The sequence below is a fragment of the Glutamicibacter sp. X7 genome, assembly GCF_054889245.1.
This window is the reverse complement of record NZ_CM142678.1, coordinates 1016148-1033532: the sequence shown is the minus strand read 5'-3', so window position 1 is coordinate 1033532 and position 17385 is coordinate 1016148. Positions and strand designations below refer to the sequence as shown.

14 protein-coding genes and 1 tRNA gene are annotated in these 17385 nt (G+C 58.9%); 9 read left to right on the top strand and 6 right to left on the bottom strand.

Annotated elements, in window-relative coordinates; translation table 11 throughout:
• Positions 1 to 66: 66 nt before the first annotated feature.
• From ACYU0X_RS05065 to ACYU0X_RS05045, 5 genes are all read right to left on the bottom strand, one after another.
• Positions 67 to 1248 carry a glycosyltransferase gene (locus ACYU0X_RS05065; protein ID WP_418908699.1) on the bottom strand — a complete coding sequence of 394 codons (1182 nt, stop codon included), beginning with the start codon at positions 1246 to 1248 and terminating at the stop codon, positions 67 to 69.
• A 9-nt stretch (positions 1249 to 1257) separates the two neighbouring features.
• A complete protein-coding gene (locus ACYU0X_RS05060) occupies positions 1258 to 2208 on the bottom strand; it encodes a DMT family transporter (protein ID WP_418908698.1) in 951 nt (316 codons plus the stop codon).
• Between the two features lie 106 nt (positions 2209 to 2314).
• Positions 2315 to 3160 carry a phage holin family protein gene (locus ACYU0X_RS05055; protein ID WP_461902309.1) on the bottom strand — a complete coding sequence of 282 codons (846 nt, stop codon included), beginning with the start codon at positions 3158 to 3160 and terminating at the stop codon, positions 2315 to 2317.
• A 302-nt stretch (positions 3161 to 3462) separates the two neighbouring features.
• Positions 3463 to 3538, bottom strand: a tRNA-Asn gene (locus ACYU0X_RS05050).
• 129 nt (positions 3539 to 3667) lie between these two features.
• Positions 3668 to 4750, bottom strand: coding sequence for a glycosyltransferase family 4 protein (locus ACYU0X_RS05045; RefSeq protein ID WP_461902308.1), 1083 nt, complete (start codon positions 4748 to 4750; stop codon positions 3668 to 3670).
• A 267-nt stretch (positions 4751 to 5017) separates the two neighbouring features.
• Here ACYU0X_RS05045 and ACYU0X_RS05040 point away from each other — a divergent pair, with 267 nt between their 5' ends.
• From ACYU0X_RS05040 to bioB, 5 genes are all read left to right on the top strand, one after another.
• A complete protein-coding gene (locus tag ACYU0X_RS05040; protein WP_461902307.1) occupies positions 5018 to 5854 on the top strand; it encodes a methyltransferase family protein in 837 nt (278 codons plus the stop codon).
• 732 nt (positions 5855 to 6586) lie between these two features.
• The gene (locus ACYU0X_RS05035; RefSeq protein WP_461902306.1) at positions 6587 to 8119 is read left to right on the top strand and encodes a pyridoxal phosphate-dependent decarboxylase family protein; all 1533 of its coding nucleotides are present in this window, start codon (positions 6587 to 6589) and stop codon (positions 8117 to 8119) included.
• Positions 8116 to 9477 carry a lysine N(6)-hydroxylase/L-ornithine N(5)-oxygenase family protein gene (locus ACYU0X_RS05030; RefSeq protein ID WP_461902305.1) on the top strand — a complete coding sequence of 454 codons (1362 nt, stop codon included), beginning with the start codon at positions 8116 to 8118 and terminating at the stop codon, positions 9475 to 9477. Before ACYU0X_RS05035 ends, ACYU0X_RS05030 begins: the two co-directional genes overlap by 4 nt.
• Positions 9478 to 9487: 10 nt before the next feature.
• Entirely contained in the window at positions 9488 to 11839 is a 2352-nt protein-coding gene (locus ACYU0X_RS05025; RefSeq protein WP_461902304.1) for a GNAT family N-acetyltransferase, read from the top strand.
• Between the two features lie 217 nt (positions 11840 to 12056).
• Positions 12057 to 13244, top strand: coding sequence for a biotin synthase BioB (gene bioB / locus ACYU0X_RS05020; protein ID WP_461902303.1), 1188 nt, complete (start codon positions 12057 to 12059; stop codon positions 13242 to 13244).
• Positions 13245 to 13382: 138 nt separating this feature from the next.
• Here bioB and ACYU0X_RS05015 read toward each other — a convergent pair whose 3' ends face one another.
• A complete protein-coding gene (locus ACYU0X_RS05015) occupies positions 13383 to 14348 on the bottom strand; it encodes a squalene cyclase (protein WP_461902302.1) in 966 nt (321 codons plus the stop codon).
• Positions 14349 to 14665: 317 nt separating this feature from the next.
• Here ACYU0X_RS05015 and ACYU0X_RS05010 point away from each other — a divergent pair, with 317 nt between their 5' ends.
• The 4 genes from ACYU0X_RS05010 to ACYU0X_RS04995 are packed head-to-tail and all read left to right on the top strand — an operon-like array spanning position 14666 to position 16939.
• Entirely contained in the window at positions 14666 to 15010 is a 345-nt protein-coding gene (locus ACYU0X_RS05010) for a PadR family transcriptional regulator (RefSeq protein WP_418908689.1), read from the top strand.
• Between the two features lie 2 nt (positions 15011 to 15012).
• Positions 15013 to 15384 carry a DUF1048 domain-containing protein gene (locus ACYU0X_RS05005; RefSeq protein ID WP_418908688.1) on the top strand — a complete coding sequence of 124 codons (372 nt, stop codon included), beginning with the start codon at positions 15013 to 15015 and terminating at the stop codon, positions 15382 to 15384.
• A gap of 2 nt (positions 15385 to 15386) precedes the next feature.
• Positions 15387 to 16178, top strand: a complete 792-nt coding sequence (locus ACYU0X_RS05000) for an ABC transporter ATP-binding protein (protein ID WP_461902301.1) — start codon at positions 15387 to 15389, stop codon at positions 16176 to 16178.
• Complete coding sequence (locus ACYU0X_RS04995) at positions 16175 to 16939, top strand: ABC transporter permease (RefSeq protein ID WP_461902300.1); 765 nt, start codon at positions 16175 to 16177, stop codon at positions 16937 to 16939. Before ACYU0X_RS05000 ends, ACYU0X_RS04995 begins: the two co-directional genes overlap by 4 nt.
• The last annotated feature ends 446 nt before the right edge of the window (positions 16940 to 17385 follow it).

Sequence of the window (17385 nt, the reverse complement as noted above, 5' to 3'; positions counted from 1 at the left end):
TAGCCCAACACACTCGAAATATCTTATGGCATGGGTCGGCTAATGCGCGATTCGACGGGCCGTAGCCTACAGAATCCCGACCGTCTGTCCGCGATACAATGCCTCGAAGGCGTCCATGGTTTTATTCTGGGCGTGATTCATCACCTTGCGGTGCCCGGCTTCGCCCATTTTGGCGCGTTCCGCATCGTCCAGACCGAGGATGGTATCGAGCCGGGCGGCCAGATCGGCACGGTCTCCTGGCTCAAACATGTATCCGTTGACTCCCACGTCGACCAAGTGCGGAAGCGCCATTGCGTTGGCCAGCACGACCGGTTTCGAGGCCGAGAGGGCCTCGAGCGTGACCAAGGATTGCAGCTCGGCGGTGCCTGGCTGGCAGAACACATCGGCGCGCAAATACGCTGCCCGCAACTCTTCGTCACTGACGTGTCCGAGGAAACGCACCCGCTCGGCTACACCCTGCTCCTTGGCGAGTTTTTCCAGCGGTGCGCGCTGCTCGCCGCCACCGACAATCTCCACCACGGCATTGGGCACCTTGCGCATCAGCGGAAGCGCCTCAATCAGCTCGTTGATGTTCTTCTCCACCGCCAGACGTCCAGCAAAGAGGATCGTCGGTTCGGGGTTCTTCTCGATCTGCTCGCCCTCGGCCAATTCGTAGTTGCCTACCTCGATGCCATTGGACAGCGGCAGAACCTGCTCCAGCCCGGCCCGTTCACGCATGGCCTTGGCCGCCAGTGGGGTCGGGGTAGTCACCGCGTCGGCTCGACCGAAGATCTTGCCCATATCGCGCCACGAGTTGCGTGCCACGATGCGCTTGAACCAGCGAGGGAATGGCAGGAATGGGTCGAGGTTTTCGGGCATGAAGTGGTTGGTGGCCACGGTGCGTACCGAATGTTTGCGCCCGTATGCCAGTGCGTGCTGCCCAATCATGTAGTGGCTCTGGGCATGGATCACATCGGGGTTGATGTCGTTCAGCAACTTGTCGATTTCCCGGTTGACTTCCCAGGGGAAGACGATGCGGAAGTAATCGTGCGTGGGCGCAGCGTGCGAACGCAGCCGGTGCACGATGGCCTCGTCACGCACCTCGGTGTAGGTTGCGCCCTTGCTGCCGCGCGCGGCCAGCACGTGCACGCGGTGGCCGCGCGCGTGCATGGCCGTAGCCAAGCGGTAGCAAAACATTGCAGCGCCGTTCACATCTGGTGGATACGTATCGGCGGCGATGACGATGGTCAGCGGGTTTTCCTTGGCCACTCGTTGTCCTTAGCTGTCAGTCATGAACTTGTTCTCGGCAAGGTTGTACGTGCCCTGCCCCACGGATTCTTTATCATTGCGAGCTTTGGCTCGTCGCTCGAGCACATCCGGGTGGTGCCGGGAGAGGGCTACCACGCCGATAATGGCCAAGAGCGCGCAGACGGCCATGGCCACAGACATCGCCGGGTGTACGTCGGAGCGCAATTCTCCAAGTATCGAGATGCCCAACGCGATCCCCACGATCGGGTCGATCACGGTCAGCCCGGCGATCACCAGATCGGGCGGACCCTTCGAGTACGCATTTTGTACGAAATAGGTGCCCAGGAGCCCGGCGACGACCACTGCCACCACGGCCAGCCAAGGCAGAGTCCAGAGGCTTCGCCCGTCTAGGTGCACCACCGATACGGCTAGTGTGCGCACCAGGACGGCCACGAAACCAAAGAGCACGCCGGCGGCCACAATATAGAAGAAGGCGCCCAAGCGACGGCGGAACATGAGATACAAGCCGCCGAAGCAGATCACCACGAGGGCCAGAATGCCCTCAATCGTCAGCGCCTCGGCGGCGGTGATCTCATTGCTGGCGTTGGTCACGGCGATCGCCAGCAAGACGAAGCCCACCGAGCCGGCCATGCAACTGATGATCGCCATCACGGTGGGACGGTTCAGGGTGAGGTTATTGACCTTCGAATTGACCACCGTGGTGATGACCAAGGCGATGGCACCAATTGGTTGTACGACCGTCAACGGTGCACTGGCCAACGCAAAAACGTTCAGCACCATGCCGAGGCCCAGAAGCAACAGGCCGCCGACCCAGCGTCCGGATGATAGTAGTTTCCCAACATTTCCGAGGCTGAGGCTAAGTCCGCCGGCGTGCGAACGCACGGCCATGGACTGCAGCTGTGCGCCGAAGGCGAGCCCAAAGGCACCGCAAACGGCGGCCGCTACGGCAATCCACACCATGACAGTGCCCTCCCTGTATCTACAAATGCTCCGAAGTGGTTACCCACCGGCCCGGCCGCATCAAGAACAGAGGCACAGGCGTTGTCCTGCAACACCCGGTCACCGACTATCCTCGCTGAGCGAGCTTACGAATAATGAGTCCTAGCGCCACCAACGACCCTGCGATGATGGCAATCGGCTTTACTTTTTCCACCTTGCGGCGAAAGTCCCGGCCTTCTGGCCGGTCTCCGGCAGGATCGCCGGAGGGGTTGACCACGGTACGGGCCTTTGCGGCGAAGCTGGTCACGCCCTGACCCATACGATCGGCGAAGTTCCGCGCCTGATCGTATTTGGCCTTCGGGGTTTCCATGCTGGCCCCCAGGTTGTCGCGCAGCGCCTGAATCTGGCGACGGCGACGGTTGGTGCGCAGCTTCAATTCGTCGATGCTTGGAGCCGGCTCCTTGACCTTCTTTTCCTTATCCTCGGCCGCTTCCTCGTCCTTATCTTCCTTCTTCGGACGCAGTGGCTCATCCAACGTGGATTCGTCGAATGCGCTACCGTCCTTGAGCACGCCAATATCGTGCCGGATGCCACGAATAGCGTCATCCGGGGTCAGCGGCAGCGCCTTTTTGACCTTGCGGTAACCGATCAGCGCCAGCACTCCGGCAACCAGCAGGAAGAAGACGGCAACAATCAATGCGGAAAGCCAGCCGGGCAACCAAATCGCCAGAACGTTTACTAGGGTCACGACAACCGCGATAACGAATAGTAGAACCACCAGTAGCGCCCCGACGCCAAGTGCGGCTGCCACGCCGACGCTGATACCTTTGCTTTTCAGCGTGGTGGTGGCCAGCTTGACTTCGTCATTGAGCTGCTGGGGAACGAGGTCCTTCAGCCCCTCGACCTGCGTTTTCGCGTCCTTGAGACTGTCCTTCAGACTTCCGTTCACCTGCGACGACTCCGCGTGCGACATGCTCTACTCCAGTATTTAGATTGCCGGGCAACCGGTGATTCAACGCTAACACCCGCATGGGTTTCAACGACTCCACCTTTAGGAGTAACCCTATCGGCCGAAAGTCATTCTGCGGGTGCAATTGCTACCGATCTGAAAGTCTATCGCTTTTGCTAGATGGGCCAAGGGGAAGCTGAGCGTTTACCACAAGGGGTCAGGAACCGGGGAGGGCACCGAAGCGACCACAGGGAAACGCGTGAAAACACAGAAATAATGCCAGAAATGAAAATGGCCTCGATTCTTGAAAAGAATCGAGGCCAAATTGGCTCCTCCAACTGGACTTGAACCAGTAACCCTTCGATTAACAGTCGAATGCTCTGCCAATTGAGCTATGGAGGATTGCAACGAGTAATACTCTAGCACCCCGACTCTCAGAGTGACAAATCAGCCCACGAGTCGGGCCAAATCACTACTCAACCCCTATTTTTCGGGCCTCGCTGGATGTGTCCAGGGCTCGAGGTCGACGGTTCAGCGATGCACTCGACTATGAGTTATCGCATACTCACAAAGTTCCATTAGTTGCCGCGCGGAATGCTGCCAAGAATAACGCTGCGCATTCGCCACCGAGCGTCGAGACAGCTCACGCCACCGATCCCCGTCCGCTAGTTCTCGTACCGCGGACGCAAAGCCTTCGGCGCTATCTGAGTTGACGTAGAGCGCCGCATCTTGGGCGACTTCACGAAATATCGGCATGTCGCTTACCACCACAGGGGTTCCGGTCGACATCGCTTCGACCAGCGGAAGACCGTATCCTTCTTCGCGCGAGAGTGTCACCAAAGCGGTGCAGCGGGCTAAAAGCTCGGCGTACTCGATGTCGCTGACCCCGTTATGGAATACGAGCCGCGTGCCGGGCCGCGCCCGTTCTTCGAGCTCAGTCTGGCGGTCGGGGCGAATGGGGCTGAGCAAATGCAGTTCGTAATCCGGCAGTGACGCCATGCCGTCAATCAGCGTCTCAACGTTCTTATAGGCCATAAAGGACCCCATATAAAGAAGTGTCTTCGCCGGTTGCGTTTGAGGGTCGCGCACCGCATCGACAGGGTTGGGCGCGTTAGACACGATCCCGATTTTGCGTCGCGTGAGGCGATGCCGGCGCATCAGGTCGCGCGTTGTGTGGGACACCGTAGCCACCGCATCGGCGCGGTTAAGTAGCATCCGCTGCGGCCAGTAGACCTGATGAAAGAGATACCAACCGGCGCGAATCGGCGCCGGAAGAAAGCCCGGCGCCTTGGGGTGGGCGTAGTAGATCAGATCATGCAGCGTCAGGACCAGCGGAAACTTGCGTCCCCAGGAACCCATGGTTTGCATCGGCGAAAAGACAACGTCGGGTTTCAGCTTGTTGACCCGGAGGGCCGCCAGCGGTTCGAGCACCGAGGTCGGAGCGTTGATTTTCAGGTAGGGCAGGCGAGGCAAGTGCTCGAGTTGCCTCTCGTCGTGAATCAGCATGGTGACATCGGCGTATTCACTGACTGCTGCAATAAGTCCGGCGGTAAACCGGCTGATTCCGTCGTGGTGAGTAATCCTGACGTACCGTGCATCGATGACGAGTTTCACTTGTGGTGGTGCCCTCAACTTGTAGGAGTCGGATCCTAAGGAACGACATCGCAGACCGCATATGACCCGATTATGTGGCCAGTGTACCGGGCATTGCTGAACACAGAGCCGATCCACGGCGCCGCGGCGGGCTCGCTAATTTCGTCGGTGACCTATGCTGACAGTGTGTCCAATGCAGCCACTAGCCCATCAGCGCGGCACTATCACCTTGCGCGCACATATTTTGCGCTGCAAGCTGTGGCGGCCACTGGCTGGTGGTTGGTGCTGATGTTCTCTCCCGTAGTGCGCGAGGCCACGCTCGGGGGCCTCAATCCGGCGGTAGTCGCGCTTTTCGATCTTCCGCTGTTCGTCTTTACCTCGGCCATCGCTGCGGCGGGGTATGTCCCGGTTATCTGGGTGCTGATCCCCTACACCGCAATTGCCGCGCTGGGCACGACTGGCTATACCTTGGCCACCACGCGAGCCGGTTGGGGGTCACTCATCATGCTCCTGGCCATGGCCGGCACCATTGCTTCTGGCATGATCCTGCGCTATCGGCGCGTCCCCGGTGAATTGCTCTTGCGCGGACCGTTTACATTTCGCAAGGCGCCCGCTGCAACCGCACGGGCTCACCTGTTGCGCACCCTGCGACAGATGGCCGTATTTTGGATCGTCTTTTTGGCGCTCATTCCTGCGATGATTTGGTACTACGAGCACCGGTTGGCTCTGGGCGTTCCATGGCACTCAGCGGTCCCGGGATTCGGCTACGGGCTCTTTATTCTTGGTAGCGTTGCGGCCATTTGGTCGGCCGCGACCATGTCACGACACGGCGAAGGTACTCCCCTGCCTTCGGCCATGCCGACTCGTCTTGTGATCGCCGGCCCATATCACTGGATTCGAAATCCGATGGCGGCTGCGAGTATCACGCAGGGCATAGCCGTGGGGCTCATCATCGGCTCGTGGCTCACTCTTATTTACGCACTTGCCGGCGCCGCCGTGTGGAACTGGGCTGTCCGCCCCGTGGAGGAGGACGATCTCCGCGAGCGCTTCGGCGCCTCATTCCATAGCTACCAAGAACATGTCGCATGCTGGATCCCACGCCTTACCCCTTATCGGCAAGATTAGAGCTGCCCACACCCCTCGAAAACGTGGGATAAGACACATTCGTAATATATGACCCACGAGGGTCAGACTCGCTCCTTAGCGATTTGCGGCCCACTGAGTAAGTTCAGCGGCTACCGATAATGGTGCGTGAGCAATTGGTTGCGCCCACTACTTCCACGGGTCGGCGGCGATGAGCCCCTACCAAAATTCGACCGGTTCACATCAGAAAAAGTCACGTACGAAACGGCATGACTTGCGCGAGTTTGAATCGCTCAAAACTTAAACCTTCGTATTCAACATCGCGCCAAAAAGTTCGGATAGGCGATCACCTCACCCGATGACTGGCCGAGAAGATGCCCGGCAGCATGGCCATAATCCGTCAATGGCGCGGAGGCTTTCAAGACACCCATACCTATCGAGCCATTCACCGACCGTGCATTTGCCGGGTTAGACCCGTGCGACGAGCAACACTGAGCGAAGGCTGATTATGGGCAATATTCCCGTGTGGCAGATTGTGTTCTCGATCCGGTTTATGAGGAGCAATAACGCAATCTTCGTGTCTCGAAATTGAATTATAGGCTCGCGCGTCCCGCGAGATGATCTCTCCGAGTCGTCCAAAATGCAAGCTTCCCCTACCTGCGAACCGGAGGTCGACTTGGGGACACTTGCATTAGCCAAGGGGCTTGTGATGTTAATAGTCATCGCTAAGTTAGCTAAGCCAAATCTTCTATACATACGACCCGAGGATTGATTGTGAGCATCTCTACAGAATCCTTGCCAACGGCCCCTCCGGCGCCCACGGCTCAGCGACAGTTCGAACCGGCAGTACTGGACTCCCATTCAGTGCAGGATTATCTGCTGGCAACCCAAGAGTCGACCGCTCGAGTAGCAGCTCGCTTCGCCACCGTCTCATCACCAACCACGGGCCCGGCACCGTCTGAGCTAGCAGCAGCAGTAAACGCCGTGGATCTGGATTCACCGCTGGAAGACCTCCGCGAGGTCTTCGACGAAGTACACGACCTCTATCTTCGGGATGCGGTCTACTTCCACGATCCAAAGTACGCGGCACATCTCAACTGCCCGGTTCTCGTCCCAGCCGTCGCTGCCGAAACCTTCGTAACCTCGCTGAACACGTCGATGGATACCTTTGATCAAAGTGCCGGTGCCACGATGATTGAACGTCGGTTGATGACCTGGAGTGCCTCACTGATCGGGTTCGATGAGACACAGTCCGACGGCATTTTCACCTCGGGCGGCACCCAATCGAATCTTCAGGCCATGTTGATTGCGCGTAATGTCGCAACCGCCAAGTGCTCCCACGGTAGCCTTGCCGATCGTCAGGCCGCCCTGCGGATCTACACCTCCCAGGACGCGCATTTCAGCATCGTGAACGCTGCCAAACTCATGGGTCTGGGGCCGGACGCCGTCGTCAGCGTTCCCACCGATGCTCAGCACCGGATGGATGTGGACGCGCTTCGCTCCAGCCTCGCGGCCGACCGCGCGGCAGGTCTGGTGCCCATGGCCATTTCGGCGACAGCAGGAAACACCGATTTTGGCGCAATCGATCCATTGAACGAATTGGCTGAGCTAGCTCGTGAATGCGGAGCGTGGTTCCATGTGGATGCGGCCTATGGTTGTGGCCTGCTGGTCTCCGAACAGCACCGACAGCGGCTATCGGGCATTGACCTCGCGGACTCGGTAACCCTCGATTTCCACAAGTCTTTCTTCCAGCCCATCGGCTCCAGTGCCTTGGTGTTGCGCGACGGAAGAAACTTTGCGGCAATCGCCCACTACGCCGAGTACCTAAACCCAAGTTCCGAAGCTCAGCAGACTCCGAACCAGGTCGACAAATCGCTACAAACCACCCGCCGTTTCGACGCCCTGAAACTATGGGTCACGCTACGGAACCTCGGCGCCGCCCGCATTGGCCACATGTTCGACCGGGTGATCGAGCTAGCCGAGGATCTGGAGCGCGAAATTTCGCTGCGTTCGGATCTGCACCTCGCCGCTCCGGTCCAGCTCTCTACCGTGGTGTTCTGGTTCGAAGAGCGCGGCTGGCCGTTGGATAACGCGACACGCAATGAACTGACCAACGAAATACGACGCCGTCTTTACTCCAGCGGACGAGCGATGATTGCGGCCACGACCGTCGGGGGCCAGCGCATGCTCAAGCTGACCATCTTGAACCCGAATACGCCGCTGGCAAGCTTGGTCGAAATTCTCGACGAGATTAGCCGCGTCGGCAATGAAATCCTGAGCGAACACATGAATGAGGCCACCGCATGAGCACCCCCACGACCCACGAACACTACGATGTCATCGCCATTGGCGCCGGCCCCTTCAATCTGGGCTTTGCCGCGCTGAGCGATGGTTTGCCGGATTTTTCGCTGGCCGTACTCGAGGCACGCGATTCCTTTAGCTGGCACCCGGGCATGATGCTTCCCGGCACCCATCTGCAGGTTCCTTTCATGGCCGATTTGGTCACCATGGCGGATCCGACCAATCGCTATTCATTCCTGAATTACATGAAGCTTCACGGGCGTATCTACCCGTTCTATATCCGCGAAAATTTCTATGCCCTGCGCAACGAATACAGCGACTACCTCGCGTGGGCCGCAGAGCAGTTGCCCAGCGTAAAGTTCGGGCACCGTGTCATGGACATTAGCTACCAGAATGGGCGCTACGAACTATCGGTCCTCACCGATCAAGGCCTGCTTTCTTTCAGCGCCACCAAGCTCGTGCTTGGCACCGGTAGCGAGCCCTACCTACCCGACTCCGTCACCTCCGAGGCACTGGGAAGCGGCGCGGTAACGCACAGTAGCGAGTACCTGTTCCGACGCGATCAAATCCTCGCTGAGGTACCCGATTCCCAGCGTGGCAAGGTAGTCACGGTCTTGGGTAGTGGTCAAAGTGCCGCCGAAATCTTCCTCGATCTGCTACGCAGCCTGCCGGAAGAGGATCACTTGGTCTGGTCCACTCGATCCGAACGCTACTTCCCGCTGGAATACACGAAGCTGACCTTGGAAATGACGTCGCCGGAGTACATCGACCATTTCCATGCACTGCCCATGGACCGACGCGATGCCCTCTCCAAGGCGCAGAAGGGCCTGTACAAGGGGATCAACGCCGACTTGATCGACGAAATCCACGAAGAGCTGTACCAACGCAGCGTCCACGGAGCCCCGAATGTGCATTTGCGCACCGGATCTTCACTACGCGAGGTGCGCCCGGCCGGAGACACCTTGCAGGTGACCTTGCGCCATGATCGCACTGACGAAGAGATGGTTTTTGGCACCGATCAGCTGGTGCTTGCCACCGGCTACCGCCAGGCCACCGGCGAATTCCTGAAGGGGATTTCCGAGCGCATCAGCTACCTTCCCGATGGCCGCTTTGATGTAGACCGGAACTACAGCGTTGGCCGCGCGCAAGACATCTTCGTACAGAACGCCGAATTGCACACCCACGGCTTCACCGCCCCCGACCTGGGTATGGGCGCGTACCGCAATTCGGTGCTCATCAATCGCCTTGCAGGTCGAGAGGTGTACCCGGTTGAAGAACGAATCGCCTTCCAAAAGTTCGGTGCCGCCGAACTCGAAGGGCTTCCCAGCAGCATCCTGCCAGCCACTGCGACCGCACTCGACTAGGAGAGAGATCATGACGACCCAGACTTACACCTTCCGTAGCGCGCAGCTACCCGCCGACGCCGAACTCCTGCACTCGTGGATCGCCACGGAGCACGCACGCTTCTGGGGCATGCCCACTGCCAGCGTCGCGGAGATTCAGCAGGCCTATGCGCCCTTGGTCGAAGCTGCCGAGTATCACGTCCTCATTGCCGAGGACGCCGAGGGACCACAGTTCCTGATCGAACTCTACGACCCGGCTAATTCCCCTTTGGCGGGCCGATACCCCTATGTGCGCGGTGACCTTGGCCTGCATTTCCTCGCGCCACAGCCACAGGCACCCAAACCGGGCTTCACCCTTGAGGCGATGACCGCAGCATTGAGCTACGCTTTCTCCCAGCCGGGAACCGAACGTGTCGTCGTGGAACCCGATATTCGCAATAAAGCTATTCAGGCCTTGAATTCACGCGTTGGCTTCGCTCCCGTGGGCCCGGTTGAGCTCCTCGAAGAAGACGGCAGTACAAAGCACGCCTTGCTCTCGATCTGCACACGCGCCGATTATGAACGTGTCACCGGCACGAGCACCGGAGCCGCACATCTAACACCAGCGCGTTGGGCGGCAGCCAACCGCCATGTGCTGGCCAAGGCGATCGGCGAGTTCAGTCATGAACGACTACTCGAACCAGTAGTACTGGATGACGGCCGCTTCCGCATCGACTCCCCCACCGAGCGCTATGACTTCGCCGCCGGCCGCTACCTGCTCAACCATTGGATCGTCGACCCAGCCTCGATTCGCCACGAGACGCTCATTGATGGGCAGTGGACCGAGGCCTCGGTCAACGTCCTGGACTTCATCACCAGCTTCGCCGGGCGACTGACCCTTCGCGAGGAACAGCTTCCCACCTACCTCGAGGAGCTGAACTCGACGCTGGCCGGGCACTGCTACAAGCAGTTGCACGCCGAACACAGCAGTGCAGATCTGGCCGAGTTTTCCGGCGACGCCGCCTCCTCTTTCCAGCGCATCGAGGCAGCCATGACCGAGGGGCACCCCTGCTTCGTCGCCAACAACGGTCGAATGGGTATCGGTCGCACCGATTATCTTCGCTATGCCCCGGAAACCGGATCGGCGATCAAGCTGGGCTGGCTAGCCGCACACCGTGATGCCGCCGAATTCTCGACCATGGACTCGCTGTCTTACGAGCAGCTGCTCGAGACCGAGCTCGGTCCTGCCGAACGGGCGCGTCTGGAAGGTATTTTGGGCACGGCGTTGCTGGGAACCTCCCGAAGTATCGAGGACTACCTGCTGATGCCCGTACATCCGTGGCAGTGGGAGAACCGCCTGTCGACGACCTTTGCCAACGACATCGCAAATCAAGATCTGATCTATTTGGGTGCGACACAGGATTACTACCAGCCACAGCAGTCCATCCGCACCTTCTTCAACCGTTCCAATCCGACTCGCCACTACGTCAAAACGGCCATGTCGATTCTGAATATGGGATTCATGCGCGGACTGAGCGCGGACTATATGAAGGTCACTCCGGCCATCAACCAGTGGCTAGGTGAGCTCTTTGACGCCGACCCATATCTTGCGAAGGCTCCCGTAGGTCTGCTGCGCGAGGTCGCAGCCGTCGGCTACCGTAATCGCCAGTTCGAGGCGGCGACCAAACCATCGGCGGCGCAACGTAAGATGCTGGCCGCGCTGTGGCGCGAATCCCCGGTGGATATGCTGGCCGAGGGTGAGACCCTAGCCACCATGGCAAGCCTCCTACATGTCGATCACGAAGGTCGCAGCTTTGCCGGTGCGCTCATTCGGCGCAGTGGACAAGAGCCAGAACAGTGGGTCAGCGACTACCTCGACGCTTATCTGGTGCCCTTGGTGCACTGCCTAGCCGCCTATGACTTGGCATTTATGCCCCACGGTGAGAACGTCATCCTCGTTCTGCGTGAGGGTGCCATCAGCAAGGCACTGATGAAGGACCTTGGCGAAGAGATCGCGGTGCTTTCCGACCGGGTGCACCTGCCCGAGGAAATTCGCCGGGTACGTACCGGCGGAGACCCGGTGCTCTCAATTTTCACCGATGTTTTCGATTCTTTCTTCCGGTTCCTTGCTCCGTTGCTGGATGCCGAGGGCTTGCTAGCGGAGGAGACCTTCTGGAGCATCGTGTCGGATCGACTTTTGAGCTACCGACGCGACAATCCACAGTTCGCCGAACACTTTGACGCACTAGGCTTGTTCGCCGAGACCTTCCCACTCTCCTGCCTGAACCGGCTACAGCTACGCAATAACCAGCAGATGCTGGACCTGACCGATCAGTCCGGAGGCCTGCTTTACGCCGGTGATCTGGAAAATCCGCTGATTCTTCGCGAATCTCTCGTCGTCTAGCCCGTCGGCTGATGCCCTCGCCCATGGCGAACTGATCTTCAGTTCGGTGGGCGGGGGCATTTTTGTCTCGTGCAGGCGTCAACACACACTGCAATATCATTGAACAGTGTTCACGTAGGGGCGGCATTCTGTGTAGAGTGACAACAGGCGGCGACTTGAACAGCGTTCAAGTCACCTAATAGCGCAGCAACCGACCCGACGAAAGGCGCCTTCCGAGATGCACCTCGCAGCCGACAGCTCACCCGCGCAGACTCTTGACCCGTGGCAACTTGCGCAACGAATCGACGCAGGCCATCAGCTCACCGCCGAGGAAGCACTACAGATTCTGCAGACACCGGATGCACAAACTCTTGAGCTCGTGCACGCAGCCGCCCGGCTACGCCATAAGCACTTCGGCTATACCGTCAAGGTCAATTACTTGGTCAACCTCAAGTCGGGGCTCTGCCCGGAGGACTGCACCTATTGCTCCCAACGCCTAGGTTCCAAGGCCGAGGTCCTCAAGTACAGTTGGCTCAAAACCGACGAGGCTGTTCATCAAGCCGGTCTGGGAATTGCAGCCGGCGCCTCGCGCGTATGCATGGTCGCCTCCGGCAAGGGGCCCTCGGACCGCGACGTGGATCGGGTGGCCACCATGATTAGCAACCTCAAAGAGGAACACCCTCAAGTCGAGGTTTGTGCTTGCCTTGGCATCTTGAAGGAAGGCCAGGCCCAGCGCCTGCACCAGGCAGGTGCCGACGCCTATAACCACAACATCAACACCTCTGAATCGATGTATCCGTCGATCTGCAGCACCCACGAGTACAGCGAGCGCGTAGCCACCGTTGCCAAGGCCAAACAGGCCGAACTCTCCCCCTGCTCGGGCCTCATTGCAGGGCTCGGCGAAAGCAACGAACAACTCGTCGAAGCCGTTCTGGCCCTGCGCGAAATGCAGGTCGACTCCATCCCGGTCAACTTCCTCATGCCTTTTGACGGGACTCCACTTGAAGGGCAGTGGGAACTGACGCCTTTGGCCTGTCTACGAATTCTATCCTTGGTACGCCTAGCCTGCCCTTCCACCGAACTTCGCATGGCCGGAGGACGTGAAATGCATTTGCGTTCCCTGCAGTCAACCGCGTTACAGGTCGCCAATTCGCTCTTTCTGGGCGACTATCTGACGAGCGAAGGGCAAGAGGCGCGTCGCGATCTCGAAATGATCCGCGACGCCGGCTACACCGTACTTGGCAGCGAGGGGCGTGAGCTCGTCACTCCGGAGAATATTCCTAGCACATCGGCACCCGAAGCCGCGGGCTGCGCGACCGGTTGCGGTGGGTCGGCCTGCGCACCAAGCCAGTGCCCCGTCAGCGGATCCACCGACCTCACCCTGCGCACCCGAGGAGCAGGAACGCAGGTAGCCCCAAATTGCTAGAGGGCTAACATCGATACGCTACGGAGCCTCATCTCACCTCTGGGGCTTCGTAGCACCACGGCAACAAGCCTCAAGGGGCGCCCTGAGAGCCGATAGCCGCACTTGGCACAAAGTCGTACGACTTACCTGCACCTAGCTCTACCCGTGAGCGGGAGTTCGAGCATCCCACCAGCCAAGCACCCGCAATGCCTGCAAAGTGACGAACTTCGAGGGCTCCCCCTTCCCAACATCCTGATGAAACCACACATCGCCGGCCAGCCGATGCCCCTGCAACCATCGACCGTCAGGCTGTTGTAGCGAGCGGATATGAGCTATGGCCCGGCGCATACGTGGATCCGGGGCACTCCCATCCGCCCCAGCGGCCGCACGGAAGTAATCTGCCGCGGCAAGTACGTTGTAGTAGGCCCTGCGGGGGTGCGCGAGGCTCAAGGCCCAGCCCCCCACCGTGTCGCCAGTTGATCGGCGCCGGAACAGTTCACGCTGCAGCAGGTATTCTTCACCAGCACGGCGAGCGCCACCCACGCGCTCGGTATCGCCGCTTGTCAGTTGATAGTCCAGCAATGCGATCAGAGCGTTTAGTGTCGAGTGGAAAGACCCAACCCTCGCACCGTCCACCCACTCACAGTTCCATCCACCGTCGTCGAGCTGATGCTCGAGGAACCAGTCCACAATTCCGTCGACGTCGGCACCCAGCCACAAACCGTTGGACAAGGTCCACGAGTTGATGCAGACATCCACTTCCCCGCCCCAATAGGGCAGATCGTCATACTCCCACGTGACCGATTCGAGTTTGTGCGCGGTGTCGCCTAAGGCGCTGGCCGCGACACCCCACTCACGAAGATCTTTCAGCACCCAAGTTGTCGCAGTCCACGGCTGCGGTCCCCCGCCCTCCATGTCCCACCCGGCAGGGAAGAACGGGCCACCGGCCCAAAGGCCGTCATCGCCCCGCTGAGCAAGCAAGCGCGCACCCATACCCGACGTTGACACGACCGCTCGAGTTTTCTTCCACACCGATTCACTCGCGCCGAGTAAGTCACGCTCAACCTGCCATCGAATAGCCGGGTCAGAATCGAGCAACCAGTCGATAACCTCGCTATGCGCCATGCACGAAGCATATACCCCGCCTTCGTCCCCCACCCCCGATCCAAGTACCGCTTCCGCCGAAGCGATTGCGCACCACGCTCAAGATTGAGGCCGAGAGCGAACCGCGTGTCGCCACGCCAGCGCATCTGGCCAGGCCGCTTCATCGATTGCAAAAACTCGAACTCACATACTGCTAACTGACATGGGCGCGACCTGCTTACACACAGCGGTCCCCGAACCTGCTGGAAAAATTTTTAGTATTCAGTATTGCTAACTACCGGTACTTAGTTCTACTATCTACTTGTAGTCAGCAACACTAAGTAGAAGGGAGCTGACCCGTGGGAACTCAAATGACTGAGATGCTCAAGGGCACGCTCGAAGGCATTGTCTTGGCGATTCTCGCCAAGAAATCAGCCTACGGGTACGAGATCACCGCCGAACTACGTGAACGCGGGTTCACCGACATCGCCGAAGGAACGATCTACGCCCTGCTGGTAAGAATCGAGCAAAAAGGGCTCGTCGCCGTGGAGAAGGTTCCCTCCGAAAAGGGACCTCCGCGCAAAGTCTTCACGCTCAATGACGTGGGCCGCCAACAGCTGGCCGATTTCTGGGAAACCTGGAACCAGCTAGTCACACGCATTGAACAACTTCCACACACCACCAACCAACTCAAGGAGAACTAATCATGGCCGCAAAATGGATCGAAGCGCTCACCGGATCGCTCGAACAGAAGAAGCAGTACAAGCAAAACGTCGCTCGCATCGAGGCTCTGCCTGCGCCTTATGCGAATTCAGGTAAGGCGCTGCAGCGGTACTTCATGTACCAAGGTGGAATCACCGACTCGGACACCCTCTGCACAATGCTTTCTGACCTCGCCGACCTGCTCGAGGCTGCTGCCGCCGACAACACACCAATCCGCGACATCGTGGGAGACGACCCGGTGGAATTCGCCGAAGAGTTTACTCAGGCCTACGGCGGTCAGCGCTGGATCGATAAGGAACGCGCGCGGCTGACCAAGAGCATCGACGCGGCCGCGGACGAAACGAAAAAGGAATAGTCATGAAGTCACCAACTTTGACCGCCGGCTCAATTGAAGTCGCTGGGATCGAAAAATCCTTCAAGGATCTTCAAGTACTCCGCGGAGTGGACTTTCGCGTCGAACCCGGCAGCATCTTCGCTTTGCTAGGGTCAAACGGCGCAGGCAAAACAACGCTCGTCCGCATCCTAAGCACATTACTCCGGCCCGATGAGGGCACAGCTCAGGTCAATGGTTTCGACACCCAGTCTGCCCCCGCCAAGGTGCGCGAGTCGCTGAGTCTCACCGGGCAATTCGCGGCCGTTGATGAGGTACTGACCGGGCGCGAGAATTTGGTCCTCATCGCCAAACTGCGCCGCGTGCCGAATCCTGGTGCGCTGGCTGACGAGCTGCTGGAGCGCTTTTCCTTGACCGAGGCCGGAGCCCGTCGAGCTGGAACCTATTCAGGTGGCATGCGACGGCGGCTCGACATTGCGATGAGCCTCATTGGCAATCCGAGCGTCATCATCCTCGACGAACCAACCACCGGTCTTGATCCGCAGGCTCGAAGTGAGGTCTGGGATACCGTGCGGGAGTTGGCGGCCGCCGGAACGACAATCTTGCTGACCACTCAATACCTCGATGAGGCAGAACAGCTAGCGGATCGCATCGCCATTTTGCATCAGGGGGTCATCATCCAAAACGGCACCCTTGCCGAGCTCAAGGCGCTCCTGCCTCCGAGCACGGTGGAGTATGTCGAGAAGGAGCCAAGCCTCGAAGAGGTCTTTCTGGCTCTCGTCGGCACCGACTCTTCGACAGGAGGAAACAAATCATGAGTACCATGGCCTTTTTCGACACTAGAGTGCTTACGGGTCGCTCGCTGCGTCATATCCTGCGTAGCCCGGACACTATCATCACCACGGCGATCACGCCGATCGCGATGATGCTACTGTTCGTGTATGTTTTCGGCGGTGCCATCAACACCGGCACCGACGGTAGCTACGTTGACTATCTCTTGCCCGGAATTCTCCTGATCACCATCGCGTCCGGCATCGCCTACACGTCCTACCGGCTATTCCTCGACATGCAAGGTGGTGTACTGGAACGTTTCAGGTCCATGCCTATTTCGAGATCCAGCGTGCTCTGGGGGCATGTGCTGACTTCCTTGGTGTCGAATATGATCTCGGTTGCTTTGGTCATTGGCGTAGCCCTACTCATGGGATTCCGGACCGGCGCCTCGTTCGGCGCCTGGTTGGCGGTGATCGCCCTGCTAGTTTTGGTCACTTTGGCTCTTACGTGGGTCGCGGTTATTGCTGGGCTCACCGCAAAAACGGTGGACGGAGCTAGCGCGTTTAGTTACCCACTAATCTTCCTGCCATTTATCAGTTCGGCGTTCGTCCCCACGAGTTCAATGCCTGGGCCCGTGGCCTGGTTTGCCGATCATCAACCGGTCACCGCCATCGTGAATTCGATTCGGTCACTTTTTGATCAGCAACCGGTGGGACAGGAACTCGGCTATGCCATCATGTGGCTCGTAGGAATCTTACTCGTCGCGTTTCTTGCAGCCACCGCACTGTACCGGCGCAAAGCTAACTAGATCGCACGTCCGAACAGAGGGGGCGAGCAAGTTTCATCCACTATTAGCACATCAGATCAATCGGGCGTTCCACCACGGGTGGGACGCCCGATTCTGCTTAGCTTCCGCTAGCATCTCAGCCTCAACAACAAGTTACCAAGGAGGTTGCAACAAGTTCCTGGCCCGTGGGCTGCTGCCGGCTGTTCAGATACTAGAACATGAGGCAACTCGGCTGATCAAACCCTTGCCTCAGAAGATCTACCGGGCTGGGACGCTCATCCTAGAATCTGCAAATTCACGCGCGAAGTCCGGCATACCCGCTACTAGTTAGGAGATTGAACCTAGCTCTTCGGCAATCGTTGGCCCCAAGCTTCTAAGAATCTCGATGGAGTCGATGGCAACCACACTCACTCAAAGATGTCCGCAGTAGGACTGCGGCAGATTGCACAACCTAAAAATGGGCAGAT